Genomic DNA, 20,633 nt, shown 5'->3' with positions numbered 1-20,633 from the left:
GTCACGCGAATTGCTCTCGGATCAGCCGTTCTTCCAGACCGTGACCGGGATCGAACAGGATGCGATGCCCGATCTCGGGGTCGGACCGGATTTCAACAGAGACAACGTTTTCGACCGACCGGCTGTCGGCATCGGCCATCACCGGCCTCTTGTCATGGTCCAGCACATCGAACCGAACGACTGCGTTCTTGGGCAACAGCGCCCCGCGCCAGCGCCGGGGCCGGAACGCCGCCATCGCCGTCAGCGCCAACACGTCCGAGCCAATGGGCAAAATCGGACCATGCGCGGAATAGTTGTAGGCGGTCGATCCCGCCGGCGTGCAGACAAGCGCCCCGTCGCAGACCAGCTCCTCCATCCGCATGCGGCCATCGACCCAGATCTGCAACCGCGCCGCCTGGGGCCCGGCGCGCAACAGGCTGACCTCGTTGATCGCCAGTGCCTCCGTCACGGTTCCGTCGGACCCCACAGCCTTCATATGCAGCGGATTGATCACCGCCTCTTCCGCCGCTTCCAGCCGGTCGATCAGCCCGTCCTCGGCATATTCATTCATCAGGAACCCGACCGTGCCCCGGTTCATCCCGTATACCGGCGCGTCCAGATCCTGCGTTCCATGCAGCGTCGACAGCATGAACCCGTCGCCCCCAAGCGCCACGATCACGTCGGCCTCGCCCGGATCGTGCTGACCATACCTTGCAGCCAGCCGCGCCTGTGCCTCCTGCGCGATCGGGGCGTCAGAGGCAAGAAAGCTGATGTTACGGGCGGCGGGCATGGCGTCTCCGGCGGGTCTGGGTTCTGCCAGTGTTCACCCGTGACGGTTGGAAACTCAATCCCGGATTCGCCCGCGACGTCCGTGAAGTTTCCGATAGTGGACGTTCCTGAGACGAAATGCGCCGGTTTCCGGGCTTCCTTGCCCCGCCTGCTTTGGATAGATGCAGCCAAACGACCCTCATCGCCTTCAGTAAGGGAGACAGGCCATGACCGCGCCCCACCGCGACGCTGGTTTCTTCACCGAAACCCTCGCCACCCGTGACCCGGAAATCTTCGGTGCCATCACCAAGGAGCTTGGCCGTCAGCGCGACGAGATCGAGCTGATTGCCTCCGAAAACATCGTCAGCCGTGCAGTTATGGAAGCGCAGGGCTCGGTGATGACCAACAAATATGCCGAGGGCTATCCGGGTCGTCGCTACTACGGCGGCTGCCAGTTCGTGGACATCGCCGAAGATCTGGCCATCGACCGCGCCAAGCAGCTTTTCGGCTGTGAATATGCCAATGTGCAGCCCAATTCCGGTTCCCAGGCCAACCAGGGTGTCTTCACGGCGCTGCTGCAGCCCGGCGACACGATCCTGGGCATGAGCCTCGATGCCGGCGGGCACCTGACCCACGGCGCACGGCCCAACCAGTCGGGCAAGTGGTTCAACGCCATCCAGTACGGCGTGCGTCAGCAGGACAACCTGATCGACTACGACCAGGTGCAGGCCCTTGCCACCGAACACCAGCCCAAGCTGATCATCGCCGGCGGCTCGGCCATCCCGCGCCAGATCGACTTCGCCAAGTTCCGCGAAATCGCCGACAGCGTCGGTGCCTACCTGATGGTCGACATGGCCCATTTCGCGGGCCTCGTGGCGGCGGGCGAACACCCCTCGCCCTTCCCCCATGCGGATGTCGCCACCACCACCACACATAAAACCCTGCGCGGGCCCCGCGGCGGCATGATCGTCACCAACGACGAAACCATCGCCAAGAAAGTCAACTCCGCCATCTTCCCCGGCATCCAGGGCGGCCCGCTCATGCATGTGATCGCAGGCAAGGCCGTGGCCTTCGGCGAGGCGCTGCGCCCCGAGTTCAAGGCCTACCAGCAACAGGTGCGTGCCAATGCCGTGGCGCTGGCCGATCAGCTGATGAAGGGCGGGCTCGATATCGTCACCGGCGGCACCGACACCCATGTGATGCTGGTCGACCTGCGCCCCAAGGGCGTGAAGGGCAACGCGACCGAGAAGGCCCTGGGCCGCGCACACATCACCTGCAACAAGAACGGCATCCCCTTCGATCCCGAAAAGCCCACCATCACCTCGGGCATCCGCCTCGGTACGCCCGCAGGCACCACCCGAGGCTTCGGCGAGGCCGAGTTCCGCCAGATCGCGGACTGGATCGTCGAAGTGGTCGACGGGCTGGCCGCCAATGGCGAAGAGGGCAATGCAGAGGTCGAGGAAAAGGTGAAGGCCGAAGTGGCCGCGCTCTGCGCCCGCTTCCCGCTCTACCCCGATCTCTGAGTGCAGCTTACCGCATCAGACAAAGGGCCGCTCCCGATCCGGGGTGGCCCTTTGTGCTGTCCCCGTCTCTTCGCGACAGCCTCCCGCTTTTGCGGCTCACGTCTCTGAACGTCATGGTTTCATCTTGGCCGGAAATACCTCCGCCGGAGGCATCCCACCCGCACCAGATACCCGTCCGGCAACTCAGACACGACTCCCGCGCCACATCCTCGTGGCAACGCGGACCGACGAGGCCTCCGGCGTCAGCCGGGGGTTGAGGAGGGCCGCTCCCCGGGTCGGCGACGCAGTCGGCGAAACCGGTTGAACTACGCGCCTGCCCCTGACAATCGCGCCAACAACCCTTCCCGATCCGCCAGATAGGGCAACCGCGCCCGCGCCGCCCGCACCGCCGCAGCATCCAGCTGTGCCGCGATCAACTCGGGTCCATCCCCGGCCACAGCCACGCTCTGCCCCACCGGCCCCACGATCCGGCTGCCGCCATAATAGGACAGCCCGTTTTCCGCGCCCGAATGGTTGGCATAGAGCAGCCAAAACCCGTTCTCGAAGCCGCGTGCCGGCATCACCTCGCGCGACACGTTTCCCCACTGATCCGATAACGCTGTCGGCACGAACAGCACCTCCGCCCCCGCCAGCGCCGCCGCGCGCGGGCCCTCCGGGAATTCCGCGTCGTAGCAAATGAGGATCGCGCAGCGCAGGCCCCCGAAGTCGAACACCGCGCAACCCTGCCCTTCGGCAAAGCGCCCGGTTTCCGGCCCCGGCGGGATCACCAGCTTGCGGTGATGGGCAATGGGCCCATCCGGCCCCACCAGTTGCGCGGAATTGTAGACCTTGTCGCCGTCCCGCTCCGCATAGCCATAGAGCACCGCCGTCCCGGTGCGCGCCGCCATCGCCTGCACAGCCTGCGCGAAAGGCCCCTCCGCCGGTTCCGCCAGCCGGGCAATATCGTCCCCGATGTGATAGCCGCAGGCGAAAAGCTCCGGGCAGAGCACAACGTCGAGCCCCTGCCCCGCAATCGCCGCCTCCAGCCGCGCCAGCCGCTCCGCCGCCATCAGCCCCGCCCCGTCGCTCTGCCAGATGCCCGCCCTCACGGCAGCTGTCCCGAATAGAGGATCTCGCGCGGGTAGTCCGTCAGGTAGTCGCAGCCCGTCTCCGTCACCACGACGGAATCCCCGATCCGCCCGCCGCACTGCCCGTCCAGAGAAATCCCGCCATCCACGGCAAAGGTCATCCCCGGTTGCAGCACCGTCCGGTCGCCCGCCTTCAGCTCCGGCGCTTCCAGATAGCTCATCCCGATGGAGCGCCCGGTGCGATAGCCGGTCTCGTAGCCGCGCGCGCGATAAACCTCGTTCGCGGCCTCCGCCACGCTTTCCGCCGTCACCCCCGGCCGGATCGCCGCAATCGCCGCCTGCTGCGCGTCGATCGCCGCCTGCTGCACCCGGATCGCGTCATCGCTGGCGTGTTCGATGAAGAACATCCGGTCGAAGCCGAGCTTGTAGAGCTTGAACTGCGCCATGTTGCAGAAGCAGAAATAGACCGGGTCGCCGGGGGCAAGCCGCTTCACGCTGGCGCGGCGGTGCACCATCGAGGTGTCGCTGCCCGATTGCATGATCTGCAACCCCTGGATCATCGGCGAGACGAAGGCCTCCCACCCCCTGTCGGTCAGGAAGCCCGCAGCCTTGCGGGTGCCCGCGTCGATCACGGCCAAAGCGGCCTCGTATTCCGGCACGTCTGCGGCCAGAGCCCCATGCGCCGCCCCCATCATCGCCCCCGCGATCTGGCCTGCCTGGCGCATCACCTCGATCTCGGCGGGCGACTTGATCATCCGCATTGCGCCCAGAATGGGCGAGACATCGGTCAGCTCGGTCCCCGGCATCTGGTCGTCGAACCAGTTTCGCAGCGGCGCTGGCAGCGTGCCCTTTTCGACCGCCACGCGGCTTGCATCCCCCAACACCGTCGGTAGAACATGCACCCAGTGAGTGTTGCCCATATCCTCCCAGGTCACGATATCCTCGACCCAGGTCATGGCGCCCACCATCTCGCTTTCCATCAGTGGCGTGACGACGACAGGCGCTGCATCTGGCCGAACCACCAGCGCCGTGGGCCGTCCGAATTCCACCGACAGATACCCCCAGAACCCGGCCAGATAGCCGATCGAGGCTTCATCCGTGATCAGCGCCACCTCGATCCCGGCATCGGCCAGTTTCTGCTGGAACCGCGCGTGTCTGTCTTTGGCTTCATCGAGCATTCTCGTCCCCCTGTTGGCTATTGACCAGCCTGCGTGCGTCACAGACGGATGCATGCCAAATCGCGGCCTTTCCGTGTCGCTCAGGGACAAGCCGCGCCACGCCCGACCTTCAGGCGGCCACGGATTTGCGGACCATGTCCCAGTAGATGCCTTCCACATCGGCGCGCGCCAGACGCCCGCCTTCACGGTACCAGGTGTTGACCCCGGTCAGCATCGCGATGATCGCCATTGTAGCCAGCTTGCTATCCGCGACAGCAAAGGCACCGCTTTGTTGGCCACGCTGCAAGATCCCCTGCAGCCGGTCCTCATATTGCCGCCGCAGCGTTTCGATCACGGCGAAGTTTTCCGGCTCCAGGTTGCGCAGTTCCATATAGGCGATGAAGACCAGCTCCGGCCGGTCGAGGTGATAGCGGATATGGTGGCGGCAGAAGTCTTCCAGCTGTTCCAGCGGCGGGCCGTCGGGCACCTGCCAATGGCTCAGCAGATGGTCCATGTGATCGCGCATCAGTTCGAACAGAAGCGACTGCTTGTCCGGCGTGTAGAGATAGAGCGCCCCGGCCTGCACCCCCACCTCCTTGGCGATCTGGCGCATGGAGACGGCGGCAAAGCCATGCCGCGCGAACAGTTTCAGCGCGGCATCGCGGACCTTGGGACCGGTGGTTTCCGCATGTGAGCCTTGTTTGCGTGCCATGTCAGCACCCTAGCGCTGCCCACCCGATATGAACAGATGTTCAATTCATCAAAACCGCCTTGCCGCTGGACGTCGCCCGCCTGCCCGCGCTATCAGTTGGGGGCTCGTTTCTGCCATGGGGGCCGCCATGCGCGCCGTGATCTGTCTTTCCTTGCTGCTGGTGCTTTCCGCCTGTTCGATTCGCGCGCCCGAACTTGATGCCTCGATCACCGAAACCAGCCGCGCGGCGGACTGGCCGGAACTGGTGCCGCTTGGGCCCCTGCTGGCCGGGGCCGAGGCGCTGCCGCCCCGCGCCGCCGATACCGAAGGCCGCACATTGCAATGGCGCGCGGCCGACCTGCGCCGCCGTGCCGCGATTCTGCGCAGGCTCAGCATCAATTAAGCCACCGGCCCACGTTGCGCCGCCCGGTCATTGCCGCTAACAGACATGAAAACCTGCAAGACCAGACAGCCGGAGGATTTTCCATGACAGACCCGCTTCGCCTTGGCATCGCCGGGCTTGGGACCGTGGGCGTGGGCGTCGTGAAGATCGTCCAGCAGAAGGCCGATCTTCTGGCCGCGCGCACTGGCCGACCGGTGACGATCTCGGCGGTGTCGGCGCGGTCCCGCGACAAGGATCGCGGCGTCGATATCTCGGGTTATGCGTGGGAAGACGATCCGGTGGTTCTGGCCACCCGCGACGATGTGGATGTGTTCGTGGAATTGATGGGCGGCTCCGACGGTCCGGCCAAGGCCGCGACCGAGGCCGCCATCGCGGCGGGCAAGGATGTGGTCACCGCCAACAAGGCGATGCTGGCCCATCACGGGCAGGTCATGGCCGAGGCCGCCGAGGCCGCTGGCCGGGTGATCCGCTTCGAGGCCGCCGTTGCAGGCGGCATCCCGGTGATCAAGGCCCTGACCGAAGGGCTGGCAGGCAACGAAATCAGCCGTGTCATGGGCGTCATGAACGGCACCTGCAACTATATCCTGACGCGGATGCAGTCGGCGGGCCTGTCCTATGATGAGGTCTTTGAGGAAGCCAATCAGCTCGGCTATCTGGAGGCCGATCCCAATCTCGACGTGGGCGGCATCGACGCGGGCCACAAGCTGGCGCTTCTGTCCGCCATCGCCTTCGGCACCCAGGTGGATTTCGACGGGGTGGCGCTGGAAGGGATCGGCCAGGTCACCATCGAGGATATCAACCAGGCCGCTGAACTGGGCTTCCGCATCAAGCTGCTTGGCGTTGCCCGGATGACGGGGCGCGGGCTGGAACAGCGTATGACGCCGTGCCTTGTGCCCGAAAACAGCCCCCTCGGCCAGTTGGAAGGTGGCACCAACATGGTGGTGCTCGATGGCGATTCCGTGGGCCAGATCGTGATGCGCGGGGCCGGGGCCGGGGAAGGCCCGACCGCAAGTGCCGTCATGTCCGACGTGCTGGACATTGCCCGTGGCATCCGCCTGTCCACCTTCGGCCAGCCCGCCGCGACACTGATCAAGGCCAACCGCGCCGCCGTGGCCACCGCCGCGCCTTACTATCTGCGCCTGACTCTCAAGGACAAGCCGGGCGCGCTGGCCAAGGTCGCGGCCGTTCTGGGCGATTGCGGCATCTCCATCGACCGGATGCGCCAGCGCAGCCATGGCAGCACCGATGCGCCTGTTCTGATCGTGACCCACAAGGTCGCCGCGCCCTCGCTTCAGGACGCGCTGGAGGCCCTGCCCAAGACCGATGTGGTGATCGGCCAGCCCGTCGCGCTGCGGATCGAGAATGTCTGACCGTCGTTACAGGCTCGAAACGGTCAGAGCGTAAACGTCACGGGGGGCTCCCCCGCCTTGTGCCGGAGCCCCGGTGCGGGGTAATGATTTCCAAACGGCCCAAGAAAAACTGGATTGTCCCAAATGTCTCATCCCACCGATTTCAATGACCGCATGTTGTCCCTCGGCCTCGCCCGCGTGTCCGAGGCCGCTGCCATCGCCTCTGCCAAGCTCATCGGGCGCGGCGATGAGAAGGCGGCGGATCAGGCGGCGGTCAACGCCATGCGCGACCAGCTGAACATGCTGGACATCGCCGGGATGGTGGTGATCGGCGAGGGCGAACGGGACGAAGCCCCGATGCTTTATATCGGTGAAGAGGTCGGCACCGGTGACGGCCCCGCCGTGGACATCGCGCTCGACCCGCTGGAAGGCACGACGCTCACTGCCAAGGACATGCCGAATGCGCTGACCGTCATCGCCATGGGTCCGCGCGGCTCGATGCTGCACGCGCCCGACACCTATATGGACAAGCTCGCCATCGGGCCGGGCTATCCCGAAGGCATCGTGACGCTCGACATGGACCCGGCCACCCGCGTGTCCGCTCTGGCCAATGCCAAGGGCTGCCTGCCCTCTGACATCACCGTCTGCATCCTCGAACGTCCCCGGCATGAACAGATGATCGAAGAGGTGCGCGGCACCGGCGCGGCCATCCGCCTGATCACCGATGGCGACGTTGCGGGCGTCATGCATTGCGCCGAACCCGACGTGACCGGCATCGACATGTATATGGGTCGCGGGGGCGCGCCCGAGGGCGTTCTGGCCGCCGCCGCGCTGAAATGCATGGGCGGGCAGATGTATGGCCAGCTCGTCTTCCGTAACGACGACGAACGCGCCCGCGCCGCCAAGACCGGCATCACCGATCTGGACCGCATCTATTCGCGCGACGAGATGGTGACGCAGGACGTGATCTTTTCGGCCACCGGCGTCACCAACGGCTCCATCCTCAACGGCATCAAGCGCGAGGTGGGCTGGCTGACCGTGGAAACGCTGCTGATGCGGTCCAAGACCGGGTCGGTGCGCAAGATGATCTACCGCAACCCCTCTCGCTAAGGCATGGCGCAGGCCTTCCTCGACGTTGAAAGCTCGATCACCGGTCGCCGGTGGGTCGGGCTAAGCGCGGGCGAGGAACGGCTGGCCGAGGCACTGGCCCAACAGGCCGACCTGCCGCCCCCCGTGGCGCGGGTGCTGGCCCGGCGGGGTGTTGCGCCCGAGGCGGCCAAGGGGTTTCTGGCCCCTGCCCTGCGGGACCTGCTGCCCGATCCACGATCCCTGAAAGACATGGAAACCGCCGCCGCGCGGTTTCTGCAGGCCGTTAAGGCCCGCGAACGGATCGCCGTGTTTGCCGATTACGACGTCGACGGAGGCAGTTCTGCCGCGTTGCTGATCGACTGGCTGCGCCAGATGGGGCGGAGCGCGACGCTCTACGTCCCCGACCGGATCGACGAGGGCTATGGCCCCAATGAAGAGGCGATGGAGGCGCTGGCGCGTGACCACAACCTCATCATCTGCGTCGATTGCGGAACGCTCTCACATGGCCCTATTGCCGCCGCGAAAGGCGCAGATGTAATCGTGCTGGATCATCACCTTGGCGGCGCCGACCTGCCCGATTGCGTGGCCGTGGTTAACCCCAACCGGCAGGACGAGGACGGATCTCTCGGGCACCTCTGTGCCGCTGCCGTTGTCTTCCTGATGCTGGTCGAGGCCAACCGCCAGATGCGCGCCGACGGCACCACCGGCCCCGACCTGATGGCGATGCTCGACCTCGTGGCACTGGCCACCGTTGCCGATGTCGCGCAGCTGACCGGCGTCAACCGCGCCTTCGTGCGGCAAGGTCTGACAGTCATGGCGCGCCGCAATCGCCCCGGCCTTGTGGCGCTGTCCGATGTCGGGCGGCTGGATCGCGCGCCCTCCGCCTATCACCTGGGTTATGTGCTTGGGCCACGCATCAATGCGGGCGGACGGATCGGCCAGGCCGATCTGGGTGCGCGACTGCTGGCAACCGCTGAAATGGGCGAGGCCATGCAACTGGCCAAGCTGCTCGATGACCTCAACACCGACCGGCGAGAGATCGAGACCCGCGTCCGTGATGCCGCCCTCGAACAGGCCGAGGCGCGCGGGCTGGAGGCGCCGCTGGTCTGGGCCGCCGAAGATGGCTGGCACCCCGGCGTTGTCGGCATCGTCGCGAGCCGCCTGAAAGAGGCCACCAACCGCCCCGCCGTGGTCATAGGCTTCGATGGTGATGAGGGAAAGGGGTCTGGCCGGTCCATCGCAGGCGTGGACCTTGGTGCGTCGATTCAGAAACTGGCCGCCGAGGGGCTGATCACCAAGGGCGGCGGGCATCGGATGGCCGCAGGGCTCTCGCTGACGCGGGCACAATTGGAACCAGCCATGGAGCGTCTGTCCGACCTGCTGGCCCGTCAGGGCGCAGGCGATGCCGGGCCGGCCGATCTGCGCATTGACGGGCTTTTGATGCCGGGCGGGGCCACGGTCGAGCTGATCGAGATGCTGGAGGCCGCAGGCCCCTATGGTGCCGGAGCCTCTGCCCCGCGATTCGCCTTTCCCGCGCAGACCATCCGCTTCACCAAGCCCGTGGGCGACGGCCACCTGAAACTGAGCTTTTCCGACGGCGGCCCGGTGGTGATGGATGCCATCGCCTTCAACGCCCGCGCGACGGGGCTTTCCGACATGCTGGAGAACCACAATGGCCGCCCCTTTCACCTTGCCGGGCGGATCGAAGTGAACCACTGGAACGGTCGCCAAAGCTTGCAATTGAAGCTGGAAGACGCCGCCCCCGCCTGACCGGAAAAAAGTTGCGCCACGCATGTTTTTTCCCCTTGCGCGGCTCTCGGGCATTTCATAAACACCGCCTCACGCCAGACACGACGCGGCCTTGACCGCCCGCTGGCAATCAAGAGTGGCCCGTTCGTCTATCGGTTAGGACGCCAGGTTTTCAACCTGGAAAGAGGGGTTCGATTCCCCTACGGGCTGCCACCTCACCCCGATAAATGGTTGCAATACTTTAGTAATTTGGGTCTGTGATTCATTCCCCTCACAACATCCCTCACTAAGGCTTGAAGCCCCAAAGATCATCTGCAGCCGAAAGATGCTGGATGCGAGTTATGAAGTGGGTTTCGCAGACCGCCTTTACCCAGATATTGCGCTAAAACTCGATTCTCACGCAACTGAAGTTGCGCGGCCCCTCGTTCCATTCATAGACGCACATTGTCTCGCCGAAATCTGAGCGGCTTCCGAAAACGCCATCACCATCAGGGTTAGGAACGCGTTTCTCCGAAATGAACTTGCACAGTGAGGGATGGGTTTCATCACACTCAAAGCAATCCTGTGGGGCAATTCCGCATTCGCCAATGCTTGCTGTTGCGTGGCGAAGGTGGCCTACCTTCGTTGTCCCATCGCCGAGATCCCGACGGCCGCAAGGATGATGATCCCGGTCGTCAGATCCCTCAGGAACGGGTCGAGGCTGAGAATGTTGAAGCCATTGCTAACCAGGGCCAGCAGGAACACCCCCGCGACCGAGCGCCAGACTGCGCCTTGTCCGCCATAGATGCTGGTGCCTCCGAGGATCACAGCGGCAATGGCCTGCAGCTCCATTCCCTCGCCTGCAGAGGCCTGCCCAAGCGCCACTCGCGAGGTGGTGATGATCGAGGCCAGACCCGCGGCGAAACCTGCGATCGCAAAGGTTGCAATCTTCACACGCTTGGTGCGAATGCCAGACAGGATCGCAGCCTCCTCGTTGCCACCAACCGACAGAACCTGCCGCCCGAAGGTCGTGCGTGTCAGCGCAAAGCTTAGCACCAAAGCGAAGATCGCCATCAGCCAGACCGCGTTGAAGACGCCCAAGAAACGTTCTCGTCCCAGCCAAGTGAAGCCCTCGATCCGGGCTGAGATGAGCCTCCCGTCAGACAGCGCAATGGCAATGCCCTTGAAGATCAAGGCAGTAGCAATCGTTGCAAGAAATGAATGCACCCGAAGCAAGGTGATGGCCAACCCGTTTGCATAGCCGAGCGCAAGCCCGACAAAGGGGGCCAGCAGCAGGCCGAGATAGGGGTTCACATTGACCGCAAGCCATGCCGAGACCACCGACCCGATGGCGAAGATCGCACCGACGGACAGGTCGAAGCCACCAGCGATAATCACCAGAGTCATCGCCGAGGCCATGATCGCCAAAGGCGCATTCTGATTGAGAATGTTGAGCAGATTGCGGGTTGTCAGAAAACTGTCGGAGGCAAAGCTCAGAACCCCCATCAGGATCACGATGAGTATCAGCACCGCATAAGTCTGCAGGAATTTGGCCATTTTTGCTCTGGTCATGCCACGCTATCCTTGAATCCTTGATGTGAGAAGAGCGCGGCCAGAACCTCGGCCTCGCCGATCTCATCGGGGTCGATTTCATCCACCAGCCGACCGTCATCGACGAGAAAGACACGCGTTGCCAGCCCGAGCACTTCGTCGATCTCGCTGGAAATGACGAGGATCGCGACGCCTTCCCGGGCAAGCCGTGCAATTTCGGCGTGGATGGCCTCGCGTGCACCCACGTCCACCCCACGAGAAGGCTCGTCGAGGATCAAGACCTTCGGATTCCCCGCCAGCCATTTGCCGATCAGAACCTTCTGCTGGTTGCCGCCGGAATAGTTGGACACGTCTCCGTCGACGATGGCAGGACGCACGCTGAATCGGTCGATCAACCGCTCTGCGAGGGCCCATTCTCCCTTCTTGTCCACGATCCCGGCCCGCGAGAACCGGGCGAGGTGCGGCAGCGAGATATTTGCGCGCACGGGCAAGGTCATGACAAGTCCCTGCCCGCGTCGATCCTCGGGGACCATGACGAGCCCCTCCTCGGTCGCGGCGCGGATCGAGCGTTCCGTCAATGGCTTTCCTGCCACCTCTACCGTTCCCGTGCTCGGATCCGCGCCGGTGATGGCGCGGGCGATCTCGGTGCGGCCAGCGCCCATCAGACCTGCGAAACCGACGATTTCTCCGGCCCGAATATCGAGCCGCTCGACATTTGACCCGTTGGGGGATTTCAGATCGCGAACCGACAGGAGCACGTCTCCGAAATCGCGGGGCTTTGGAGGATAGAGCGTTTCCGACTTGACGCCGCCCAGCATCGCCGAAACGAGCGACTGCTTGCTCTCATCCGCCGTTTCGCCGGTTTTGACCAGTTCACCATTGCGCAGAACGGTCACCTTGTCGGTGACCTCCAGAATGTCGTTCAGGAAATGGGTGACGTAGACGACGGAACGCCCTTCGGAGCGAAGCCTGCGCATGATGCGGTGCAACTGATCCACTTCGGTCTTGGAAAGGGCCGCCGTCGGCTCATCCATCACGATCACGCGCGCCTCGCGTGCCAGAGCGCGCAGAACCTCGACCTTCTGCTGTTCGGCTATGGTCAGGCTCGCAGCAGGTGCGTCGGGGTCAAGCCGCAGCCCGCTGTCCTCCATCAGCATCTCCAGACGCGACCGCTCGGACCGTCGCAACAGGCCGAACCAGTTCTCTTCAAGTCCAAGATAGACATTCTGTGCCACACTAAGCGCCGGCACCAGTTGAAGTTCCTGATGCATGATCGCAACACCGTTTTCCAACGCGGTTGGGGTGTCCCATCTGTCCTGGTGACGGCCATCGACGGAAATTGCCCCGCTCGTCGCGCGGTAGTATCCACCGATCACCTTCCCCAGAGTCGACTTTCCCGCGCCGTTTTCTCCGATCAGGCCGTGGATCTCTCCGGGGCGGATATCGAGATCCACCCCGGAGAGCACGTCAACGTCACCGAACCGGACGCCGACGCCGCGCAGGGAGAGAAGCGCGCCAGTGTTCACCGGGCCACCGAAGCGGCCATGTCCACGGTGCCGTCATCGGCGATGACCACGCCGTAGTCGGCTTTCGCAGCCTCGCGGCTGACAAGCCCGCGCCGCACGTCCCGCGCCACCTTGTCGAAAGCGCGCTCCATCGGATTGCCATTGCCGCCGCCACCGCCGGTCTTGGTCTCAACCACCGTTCCGGCAGGCAGGGCGCGCGCGCGCATCTTTAGCGGTGTTTCCGCCTCACCATCGGGGAAGGTGATGCTGACCTCGGGGCCTTTGCCCTCGCCACCGCCATTCAGGCCCCAAGCCGGGGTCCGCGACCGTTCGAACCAGATCGCGCCATAGCAGTCCTCCAGCATCCTGTAGCGTCGGATGACCCCAAGCCCACCACGGTTGCGGCCCGGTCCGGCACTGTCGGGGCGCATCGCGAATTCTTCCAGCCTCACGGGGAATTTCGTTTCCATTACTTCGGCAGGGATGTTGCGGAAGCCCCCGTTCACGAGGTTGATCAGCGCGCTTTCCCCGTCGCTGTCGGCACGTCCGCCCCAGCCACCAGCCGTCGGTTCGATCGAGATCCACTGGCCCCGCTTGGGGTCAACCGAGAAGAACCCCACCACCATCGAGTCGCCGTAATGCGCGGCGGTGGACCGTTCCGGCATCGCCTCGGACAGGCAGGAGATAAAGAGATCCGCCAGTAGTCCAAGCCCGGTGAAATACCATTCGCAGGCCGCAGGTTCGCCGGCGTTGAACATGCATTCATCGGGCAGGATCACGCTCATCGTCTCGAAGGAGCCACCGGTGATCGCGCGTTCCGGTGAGATCATGGTCTTGTAGGCCAGCCGCAGCAGGGATTCGGTCTGGCTTGCGCCGCAGTTGACCGAGCCCGCGACCGGGCCAGAGGTGCCGGTCAGGTCCACGATCAGCTCCTCTCCCTTCACCGTCAGGGTCAGCGCAACCTTCACCGGGTCGGTCCCGACCCCGTCGTTGTCGAGATAGCCCTCGCGGCTCCACGTTCCATCCTGGATCGCGGCGATGGCCTCTCGATCCAGCTGCCGCGCCTGTTCAAAGATGTTCTGGCAGGCGGCGCGATAGGTATCGGCGCCGATCTTGGACAGAAGCTGCCCCAGACGCCGTTCACCCGTGCGGATTGCCGCGATCTGCGCACCCAGGTCGCCGATGGTGGCGCCTTCCAGCCGGGTGTTCAGCTTCAGGTGATCATACCATTCGCGCACCGGCTTGCCCCGCGACACGATCCGGGTCGGCCCGAGCCGCAACCCCTCCTGGTAGATATTGGTCGAGGACATGGTCGAGCCGGGGTCCATCGCGCCGATATCGTTCCAGTGCGCGCGCGCCGCGCCGAAGCCCACAAGATCGCCCTCGTGGAAAATCGGGCCGATGGCGGTCACGTCATGCAGGTGGGTGCCCTGCATGTAGCTGTCGTTCATGATGAAGACATCGCCCTCATGGATGTCATCTTCATAATAGGCTTTCACATGACGCACGCAGACGTCGATGGCCCCGATGAACAGCGGCACGCCGGTGGATTGGCCGAGCATGTTGCCATTCTCGTCCATCAACGCAACCGCACTGTCCTTGCCCTCGTAGATGATCGCCGAATGGGCAGACCGCCAGAGCGAGGCATTCATGTCCTCGGCGCAGGAGATGACGAAATTGCGGACAACTTCGGTGGTGATCGGGTCTGCGGTGGTCATGCCATCGCCTCCTTGGTGAGGGTCATGTGGCCGCCGTCGATCAGCCGGGCTGTCCATCCGGGCGGCAGAAGGGTGGTTGAGGTCACTTCCTCGATGATGGCCGGGCCGTGCACGCTGTCGCCCTCGGCAATACTATTGCGGTCGATGATGGCCGTGGGTTTGGGGGTGCCAGCAAACCACACGGGACGTTCCCGTGCCGGACGTGCTTCGGCGCGTTCAGGAGGGGCGTTGTCTGGTCGGTCCAGCCGACCGAGCGCTGCCAGACGGATATTGGCCATTTCCACCCGGTTTTCGGGGCTGCTGTGACCATATTGCCGTTCATAGGCCGCATCGAAATCGGCGCGAACCGCATCCATGTCGATGGGGCCGTCGGGCAGCGGGATCGTCAGCACGTATTCCTGCCCGTAATAGCGGAAGTCGATCGCGCGTTCGAAGCCGATGCGATCGCCGCCGATGCCCTCGTCAGACAGGAAGCTTCGCCCTTTTTCCGCCAGCCGCTCGAACGCCTCTTCGATGGTGGCCACCTCGATCTGGTCCCAGAAGCTGTAGAGCGTTTCCTTGAAGTCGTGCCGCACATCGGTCTGCAACATGCCCCAGGCCGAGAATGCTCCGGGATGGACGGGGATGATGACCTCGCCGATTTCCAGCTCTTCGGCCAGCGCCGCCGCCTGCGCGGGCCCCGCCCCGCCGAAGGCCACCAGCGAGAAGTCACGCGGGTCGATACCGCGCTGGATGGTGATTGTTCTGATCGCGTCTGCCATCTTGGCATTGACGATGTCGATGACACCCTGCGCCATGTCCTCGGCATTCATGCCGAAGCCCTGTCCCAGCAAGGCCAGCGCATCCGCCGCTGCGTCGCGGTCCAGCGTCATTTCACCGCCAGAAAAGTTGGCGCCGTCCAGCCGCCCAAGAACGAGGTTCGCATCCGAAACCACAGGTTCAGTTCCGCCAAGGCCATAGCAGACCGGGCCGGGTTTGGAGCCCGCCGATTGCGGCCCGACACGCAGCGCGCCCGCCTCGGTCCAGGCGATGGACCCGCCACCTGCGCCGATCACGTGGATATCGACCACCGACATCTGGATCGGCAGACCTTCCAGCTTGGCCTCGTTCGAGGTCGAGGGCAGACCGTCGATCACAAGCGAAGCGTCAAAGGAGGTGCCTCCCATATCGACACAAATCAGGTTGCCCCGCCCGGTTGCCGCCGAGAGCGCCTTGCCGCCGATAGCTCCGCCAACCGGACCGGAAAGAAGCGTCTGTAGCGGGGTTTCCGATGCCGTCGCGGCGGTCATCACGCCACCGTTCGATTCCATCACGTGCAGCGTGCCATCCTCGGGCAGGCGGTCACCCATTTCTCGTTGCAGCGTGGCGATGTATTTCCGCACGACGGGGGCAAGATAGGCGTCCGTGACCGTTGTCGAGGTATGCTCGAATTCCCGCCACTCGGGCGATACCTGGTGCGAAAGCACGATCTGCACATCCGGCAGACGCTCCTTCAGGTAGGCACCAACCGCCTGTTCGTGCGCGGGGTTATTAAAGGAAAACAGAAGCGATACGGCAATCGCCTCGTAGTTTTCGCGCGCGCAGGCTGTCACCAGCGCGTCCAGATCCGACAGGCGCACCGGGGACAGTTCCGCGCCATCCGCAGCCAGGCGACCGCCAACGGTATAGGTGTGTTCCAGCGCGGTCAGCGGCTCGGGCTTGTTCCACTGGATCGAGAAGATCTCGCCCCGGTCATTGCCCTGGATCGTGTAGATGTCGCGGAAGTTCTCGTTGGTGACGAGCGCAACCTTGGACCCCCGCCGCGTCAGCAGGGCATTCAGACCGACGGTCGTGCCATGGACGAAGAATGCCAGCTCGCCGTCTTCGCCAAGCACCTCGTCAATGCCCTTGAGCACGGCCAGCGCGGGATTGTCCGGGGTCGACAGCACCTTGGTTGCGCCGCAGCGCCCGGTCGACACATCCTGATAGACAATATCTGTGAAAGTGCCGCCGATATCAGCGGACACGCGGTATTTCTTGGTCACGGGATTGGCCCCTTTGTCTTGAAATCCGCCGGGACGCACCGACTTGCACGCCCCGGATGCCGGACGACTTTATTGTTCCCACTCACCCACGAATTCGGGGTTTGCGTCGAGCACGGCGCGGTCGATCATCGCCTCGATCGGGCCTGCCTCGTCCATGTTGATGGCGTGGGTCACAGGCTCGCCTTCGATTGCATTCGCAATCTGCTCCATTGCCAGCGCGCCCATGGTGCGCGGGAAATACGCGAGGGTCGCGTCCCACCTGCCCTCTCGAATCGCCTCGATGGCAATCGCGGCAGCGCCGCCGCCGGACAGGTAGACCTCCGCGAGGTCCATCCCCGCCGATTCAAGCGCGATTTCCACCCCGACAAGATGCTGGTCCGCATTCGACAGAACCACATCAACCTCCGGGTTGGATTGGAGGATATCCGTCATTGCCTGAAGGCTCGGATCGGGCGAATAGTATCCCTCGCCAACGGCAACCACCTCGATATTCTCATGCTGCCCAAGCACAGCCTCGAAGGTTTCAAGACGCAGATTGTCGAAGGGGAAGATCCTCGCGCCGATGATAATGACCACGTTGCAGGGATCGAGATCGGCGCAATGCGCGACCACCGCTTCGGCCTGAACGGTCGCCCCGGCCACGGGGGGAGAGGCCGCCGTCACCGTCAGGCCCTCGACCTGCGGTTCCAGCGAATTGAGATCCGGGCCGACGGGGAATAGCACCGTGCCGATCGGAACACCCTCGGCAACCGCCTGCTCCACCGCCCCGGTGATTCCAACCGAGTCGTTGGGCGCGATGATCATCCCGACAAAACGGCCCGACGCGAGCGCGTCCTCGATCTGCGCGTATTGAAGCGCCGCATCGAACTGACCATCGAGCATCTCCGCATCATAGCCGCGCCCTGCCGCAGCCGCCTGGATCCCTTCGAATGTGGCCTGGCTGAACCCGTTCTGAGAAGCCGAGGCGAAGTAAGCGATGGTTCCATCAGCCGAAGCGGCCCCGACTGCGCAGAGCGCGGCCACGCTGGCCAGAAGCGTTGTTTTCAGGGTGTTCATCTTCACCTCCCAAGGAAAGTTTCTGTCATCTTCACCTTCAGCCTTGCACATTATGCAAACTTTATGCAAGAATAATTTTATGACGAAGAAACCCAACACCCCCCCGACCCAGACCGCGCCAGAGCGGAAGAAGCGCGGCGCAATCCTCGTGCGTGACAAACTGAGGGAGGCCATCCAATGGCTGCACCTGGAACCTGGCTCCGCGCTCGACGAAGTCGCGCTGGCCAAGGAGTACGAAGTCTCGCGCACTCCGATTCGAGAGGCGCTGCTGCTCCTGTCCAACGAGGGCTTCGTTCAGTTCCTGCAGAACCGGACATCCATCGTTGCCCCCCTGTCACTCGACAACCAGGCGGCTTTTCTCGACACCTTCATCCTGCTGTCGCGGGGGCTGGTGCGTGCGGCAGCTCAACATGGCAAGATCGACCAATCGGAACTGGCGCCATTCGTGGACGCCTATGCCGAAAGCCTAGCGGATGGCGCGGTGGAGCCCGCCTTTCGCGCGCAGCTAGGACTGTTCCGACATATCGCTGCCAAGGCCCGTAACCGCTTCCTCGAAAAATACTTTCTCGAAGCGCAGGATGCGTCGGTGCGCATGAAGCTGCTTTACTTCTTCCCGCATCTTGTGGGGGCGGACCGCAACGAGGCGGTGCGCCGACTGACCGCCGTCGTTGAGGCCATGGCAGCAGGTGACCCTGAGGCTGCGGATGCAGCCGTGCGCGATTCGATCCTGTTTGAGACCCGCGTCATCCAGGCTGGACTCGGCCCTCGCTTCGGCCATGGCATGGATCTGCATATCGGAGATGGGGCATGACCACCCTGAAAGACAGGCGCGACAGGGCCGCCCGGCTTCTCCGCGAGGCCGGCCTTGCGGCGGCGGCCTTCGTGCCCGGCCCCAATCTCGCCTACCTGACCGGGGTCAACCTGCACCTCATGGAACGACCGACCCTCTACGTGTTGACCGCGGATGGAGAGTCATTGGCGATGATGCCGTCGCTGGAGCGCCAGAAATGGTCTGCCGCCATGCCTGACGCCATCACCGTCTACTGGCACGATTCCGACCGGCCGGAATCGGCTTTTGCAGCGCTGTCGGACAGAATCGGGCGCGGCGGACTGCTCGGCATCGAAGGGTTGCGCATGCGCGCCAGCGAATACCGTGCGCTTGCCCGCGCTCTTGGTGCCGACGCCTTGCACGATGCCGATCCGACATTGGCAAGGCTCCGCCTTCTCAAGGACGATACGGAAATCGCAGAGCTCCGCCAGGCGATCCAGATAAGCGAAACGGCCCTCGAGGAAACGCTCATGGCCGGAATCTGCGGGCACAGCGGGCATGAAATCTCGGGGCGTCTGAAAGCTGCAATGCTGGCCCATGGGGCGACGGGATTTGCCTTTGAGCCAATCGTGCTGAGCGGTGAAGAAGCGGCGAACCCACATGGCGACACAAGTGCGCGCACCATTGGCCCGGGCGATGCCCTGCTGATCGACTTTGGCGCCAGTTGGGGCAGCATGCATGCCGATATCACGCGGACGGTCTTCTGTGACCATGCGCCTGAGGAACACGCAAAGATCTATGAAACCGTTCTAGCGGCCAACCAGGCAGGGCGCGCCGCTGCCCGACCGGGGGATGCCATCGGCGCTGTCGATTCGGCTGCGACGGGGGTGCTCGCTGCGTCGCCCTATGCCGACATGATCCTTCACAAGACGGGGCACGGCCTTGGACGTGAGGTCCATGAAGCCCCAACCGTTGTCTCCTCAAATCTTGAGACGCTACAGCCCGGAATGGTCTTCACCATCGAGCCGGGTCTCTACAGAGATGGGGAGATCGGGGTGCGGATCGAGGACGACATTCTGATGACCGAGACAGGCCATGATTGCCTGACCGGCTTCGACAGGGAGCTGAAGACCTATGCTTGACCACTTCCCCCCGCTACAGCGCTTCAGCGAAGTCGTTCGCAAGGACCAGTGGACAAGCCTCTTCCCCGAGCTCGAGCGCCTGTGCCAGGACGTCGTTGGCCACCGGCTTTTTTCCTGTTCCGTGTTCAGGATGAACAGCACCGAAGGCGGCGTTGCAGCCCGCATCTATACCAGCGATCAAAAGAACTACCCCGTCTCGGGCCTGAAGACCATCATTCCCAATCGTTGGACAGACATCGTGATCATGCAGCGCGAGGTTTTCGTCGCCAACTCGGTCGAAGGTTTCTCCGATGTCTTTCCCGACCATGAATTCATCGAGTCGCTCGGACTGGGGTCCGTGGTGAACATTCCCGTGATGCTGCGGGGCGATTTCATTGGCACCGTGAACATGCTGCACGAGGCCGGTTTCTACACCAGGTCAAGGTTGGAATCGCTGGAGCGTTTGAACCTTCCATCCTTGCTGGCATTTAGCCTTTCCCCGGAAGCCGCAGTTTGAACCCCAAACGTCAGGAGCGCTTGGCATCCGGGTGCTGACGTGACGCAATCCTTCCCCCTACGCTTATGCTCGGGTCCGCGCACCTGCTTCTTTGCCTTCGAGATCGTCATGTCTGACAACGGTCCACTCGCTATTCTTCGCCCGCGTGCGAAGTGCCCCTCAGAAAACCCCCGACCGGACCCTGTCCGACCGGGGGGGAGATCAGCGGCAGGAGTGTTTCACCCGATGGCGGCGAGGGCCAGCACTTCGATGCGGTAATGCGGCTTGGCCATGCGGGCCTCGACGCAGACGCGCGTGGGCGGGGTGATGTCGGACACCCATTCGTCCCAAACCGCGTTCATGCCGGCGTAGTCTTCCATTTCGCGCAGCCAGATCTGGACCGAGATCAGGTTTTCACGGGCGGCACCGGCCTCGGCCAGCAGCGCGTCGACTTTGGCGAAGACGTCGCGGGACTGCGCGGCGATATCGCCGTCTTCCAGTTGGGACACCTGGCCGGCGAGGTGCACGAGGCCGTTATGCACGGCGATTGCCGAAAAACGGGAGGAACCGCCAAGCTTGGTCACGGGAGCGGCGGGGGAGGTCATCATGTTCATGGGAGGGGAGGTCCAGTTGCGTTTC

General features: G+C 63.8%; 18 protein-coding genes and 1 tRNA gene. 9 read left to right on the top strand and 10 right to left on the bottom strand.

Translation table 11 applies throughout. The features are described from left to right. Position 1 precedes the first annotated feature (1 nt). Complete coding sequence (locus tag RBB16_RS08045; protein WP_306045669.1) at positions 2-769, bottom strand: NAD kinase; 768 nt, start codon at positions 767-769, stop codon at positions 2-4. 205 nt (positions 770-974) lie between these two features. Here RBB16_RS08045 and glyA point away from each other — a divergent pair, with 205 nt between their 5' ends. Further along, a complete protein-coding gene (glyA, locus tag RBB16_RS08040; RefSeq protein WP_306045668.1) occupies positions 975-2,270 on the top strand; it encodes a serine hydroxymethyltransferase in 1,296 nt (431 codons plus the stop codon). A gap of 305 nt (positions 2,271-2,575) precedes the next feature. Here glyA and RBB16_RS08035 read toward each other — a convergent pair whose 3' ends face one another. The 3 genes from RBB16_RS08035 to RBB16_RS08025 all read right to left on the bottom strand — a co-directional run bounded on the left by RBB16_RS08035 (position 2,576) and on the right by RBB16_RS08025 (position 5,206). Next, on the bottom strand, positions 2,576-3,358 hold the full coding sequence (locus RBB16_RS08035) for a carbon-nitrogen hydrolase family protein (protein WP_306045667.1): 783 nt from the start codon (positions 3,356-3,358) through the stop codon (positions 2,576-2,578). Then, positions 3,355-4,515 (bottom strand): Xaa-Pro peptidase family protein, encoded by a 1,161-nt coding sequence (locus tag RBB16_RS08030; protein ID WP_306045666.1) that lies wholly within the window; start codon positions 4,513-4,515, stop codon positions 3,355-3,357. Before RBB16_RS08030 ends, RBB16_RS08035 begins: the two co-directional genes overlap by 4 nt. Positions 4,516-4,624: 109 nt before the next feature. After that, the gene (locus RBB16_RS08025; RefSeq protein WP_306045665.1) at positions 4,625-5,206 is read right to left on the bottom strand and encodes a TetR/AcrR family transcriptional regulator; all 582 of its coding nucleotides are present in this window, start codon (positions 5,204-5,206) and stop codon (positions 4,625-4,627) included. Between the two features lie 127 nt (positions 5,207-5,333). Between RBB16_RS08025 and RBB16_RS08020 the strand changes: the two genes are divergently transcribed. From RBB16_RS08020 to RBB16_RS08000, 5 genes are all read left to right on the top strand, one after another. Then, on the top strand, positions 5,334-5,588 hold the full coding sequence (locus RBB16_RS08020; RefSeq protein ID WP_306045664.1) for a hypothetical protein: 255 nt from the start codon (positions 5,334-5,336) through the stop codon (positions 5,586-5,588). 83 nt (positions 5,589-5,671) lie between these two features. After that, entirely contained in the window at positions 5,672-6,958 is a 1,287-nt protein-coding gene (locus tag RBB16_RS08015; protein ID WP_306045663.1) for a homoserine dehydrogenase, read from the top strand. 123 nt (positions 6,959-7,081) lie between these two features. Next, positions 7,082-8,047, top strand: coding sequence for a class II fructose-bisphosphatase (gene glpX / locus RBB16_RS08010; protein WP_071690811.1), 966 nt, complete (start codon positions 7,082-7,084; stop codon positions 8,045-8,047). Between the two features lie 3 nt (positions 8,048-8,050). Continuing rightward, positions 8,051-9,796, top strand: a complete 1,746-nt coding sequence (gene recJ / locus RBB16_RS08005; protein WP_306045662.1) for a single-stranded-DNA-specific exonuclease RecJ — start codon at positions 8,051-8,053, stop codon at positions 9,794-9,796. Between the two features lie 117 nt (positions 9,797-9,913). Further along, a tRNA-Glu gene (locus RBB16_RS08000) sits at positions 9,914-9,988 on the top strand. Between the two features lie 402 nt (positions 9,989-10,390). Here RBB16_RS08000 and RBB16_RS07995 read toward each other — a convergent pair. The 5 genes from RBB16_RS07995 to RBB16_RS07975 all read right to left on the bottom strand — a co-directional run bounded on the left by RBB16_RS07995 (position 10,391) and on the right by RBB16_RS07975 (position 17,608). Beyond that, complete coding sequence (locus RBB16_RS07995) at positions 10,391-11,326, bottom strand: ABC transporter permease (RefSeq protein ID WP_306045661.1); 936 nt, start codon at positions 11,324-11,326, stop codon at positions 10,391-10,393. Next, positions 11,323-12,831: a sugar ABC transporter ATP-binding protein gene (locus RBB16_RS07990; RefSeq protein WP_306045660.1), complete on the bottom strand. Its 1,509-nt coding sequence runs from the start codon at positions 12,829-12,831 to the stop codon at positions 11,323-11,325. Before RBB16_RS07990 ends, RBB16_RS07995 begins: the two co-directional genes overlap by 4 nt. Next, positions 12,828-14,528 carry a hydantoinase B/oxoprolinase family protein gene (locus tag RBB16_RS07985; RefSeq protein WP_306045659.1) on the bottom strand — a complete coding sequence of 567 codons (1,701 nt, stop codon included), beginning with the start codon at positions 14,526-14,528 and terminating at the stop codon, positions 12,828-12,830. The genes RBB16_RS07990 and RBB16_RS07985 overlap by 4 nt, the downstream gene beginning before the upstream one ends. Beyond that, complete coding sequence (locus RBB16_RS07980) at positions 14,525-16,552, bottom strand: hydantoinase/oxoprolinase family protein (RefSeq protein WP_306045658.1); 2,028 nt, start codon at positions 16,550-16,552, stop codon at positions 14,525-14,527. The genes RBB16_RS07985 and RBB16_RS07980 overlap by 4 nt, the downstream gene beginning before the upstream one ends. A 69-nt stretch (positions 16,553-16,621) precedes the next feature. Beyond that, entirely contained in the window at positions 16,622-17,608 is a 987-nt protein-coding gene (locus RBB16_RS07975) for a sugar ABC transporter substrate-binding protein (protein ID WP_306045657.1), read from the bottom strand. Between the two features lie 79 nt (positions 17,609-17,687). On the opposite strand from RBB16_RS07975, the gene RBB16_RS07970 reads away from it, so the two are divergent. Genes RBB16_RS07970 through RBB16_RS07960 form a run of 3 tightly spaced genes read left to right on the top strand, consistent with a single transcriptional unit; the run spans position 17,688 to position 20,015 of the window. Beyond that, complete coding sequence (locus tag RBB16_RS07970; RefSeq protein WP_306045656.1) at positions 17,688-18,419, top strand: GntR family transcriptional regulator; 732 nt, start codon at positions 17,688-17,690, stop codon at positions 18,417-18,419. Next, on the top strand, positions 18,416-19,519 hold the full coding sequence (locus tag RBB16_RS07965) for a Xaa-Pro peptidase family protein (RefSeq protein ID WP_306045655.1): 1,104 nt from the start codon (positions 18,416-18,418) through the stop codon (positions 19,517-19,519). Before RBB16_RS07970 ends, RBB16_RS07965 begins: the two co-directional genes overlap by 4 nt. Beyond that, on the top strand, positions 19,512-20,015 hold the full coding sequence (locus RBB16_RS07960; protein WP_306045654.1) for a GAF domain-containing protein: 504 nt from the start codon (positions 19,512-19,514) through the stop codon (positions 20,013-20,015). The genes RBB16_RS07965 and RBB16_RS07960 overlap by 8 nt, the downstream gene beginning before the upstream one ends. A gap of 218 nt (positions 20,016-20,233) precedes the next feature. On the opposite strand, the gene RBB16_RS07955 is transcribed toward RBB16_RS07960, so the two are convergent. Beyond that, positions 20,234-20,608 carry a RidA family protein gene (locus RBB16_RS07955; protein ID WP_227435030.1) on the bottom strand — a complete coding sequence of 125 codons (375 nt, stop codon included), beginning with the start codon at positions 20,606-20,608 and terminating at the stop codon, positions 20,234-20,236. Between the last annotated feature and the right edge of the window lie 25 nt (positions 20,609-20,633).

This window comes from Nioella sp. MMSF_3534 (genome assembly GCF_030732985.1).
GTDB lineage: Bacteria > Pseudomonadota > Alphaproteobacteria > Rhodobacterales > Rhodobacteraceae > Nioella.
This window is presented reverse-complemented; position numbering and strand designations above follow the sequence as displayed.

Bases quoted from the DNA above. Each gene is read 5' to 3' on its own strand.
- RBB16_RS07970 (WP_306045656.1), top strand. From the start codon at position 17,688: ATGACGAAGAAACCCAACACCCCCCCGACCCAGACCGCGCCAGAGCGG.
- RBB16_RS08025 (WP_306045665.1), bottom strand. From the start codon at position 5,206: ATGGCACGCAAACAAGGCTCACATGCGGAAACCACCGGTCCCAAGGTC.
- RBB16_RS07995 (WP_306045661.1), bottom strand. From the start codon at position 11,326: ATGACCAGAGCAAAAATGGCCAAATTCCTGCAGACTTATGCGGTGCTG.
- RBB16_RS08030 (WP_306045666.1), bottom strand. From the start codon at position 4,515: ATGCTCGATGAAGCCAAAGACAGACACGCGCGGTTCCAGCAGAAACTG.
- RBB16_RS08020 (WP_306045664.1), top strand. From the start codon at position 5,334: ATGCGCGCCGTGATCTGTCTTTCCTTGCTGCTGGTGCTTTCCGCCTGT.
- RBB16_RS07965 (WP_306045655.1), top strand. From the start codon at position 18,416: ATGACCACCCTGAAAGACAGGCGCGACAGGGCCGCCCGGCTTCTCCGC.
- recJ (WP_306045662.1), top strand. From the start codon at position 8,051: ATGGCGCAGGCCTTCCTCGACGTTGAAAGCTCGATCACCGGTCGCCGG.
- RBB16_RS07955 (WP_227435030.1), bottom strand. From the start codon at position 20,608: ATGAACATGATGACCTCCCCCGCCGCTCCCGTGACCAAGCTTGGCGGT.
- RBB16_RS07985 (WP_306045659.1), bottom strand. From the start codon at position 14,528: ATGACCACCGCAGACCCGATCACCACCGAAGTTGTCCGCAATTTCGTC.
- RBB16_RS07975 (WP_306045657.1), bottom strand. From the start codon at position 17,608: ATGAACACCCTGAAAACAACGCTTCTGGCCAGCGTGGCCGCGCTCTGC.
- RBB16_RS08015 (WP_306045663.1), top strand. From the start codon at position 5,672: ATGACAGACCCGCTTCGCCTTGGCATCGCCGGGCTTGGGACCGTGGGC.
- glpX (WP_071690811.1), top strand. From the start codon at position 7,082: ATGTCTCATCCCACCGATTTCAATGACCGCATGTTGTCCCTCGGCCTC.
- glyA (WP_306045668.1), top strand. From the start codon at position 975: ATGACCGCGCCCCACCGCGACGCTGGTTTCTTCACCGAAACCCTCGCC.
- RBB16_RS07960 (WP_306045654.1), top strand. From the start codon at position 19,512: ATGCTTGACCACTTCCCCCCGCTACAGCGCTTCAGCGAAGTCGTTCGC.
- RBB16_RS08045 (WP_306045669.1), bottom strand. From the start codon at position 769: ATGCCCGCCGCCCGTAACATCAGCTTTCTTGCCTCTGACGCCCCGATC.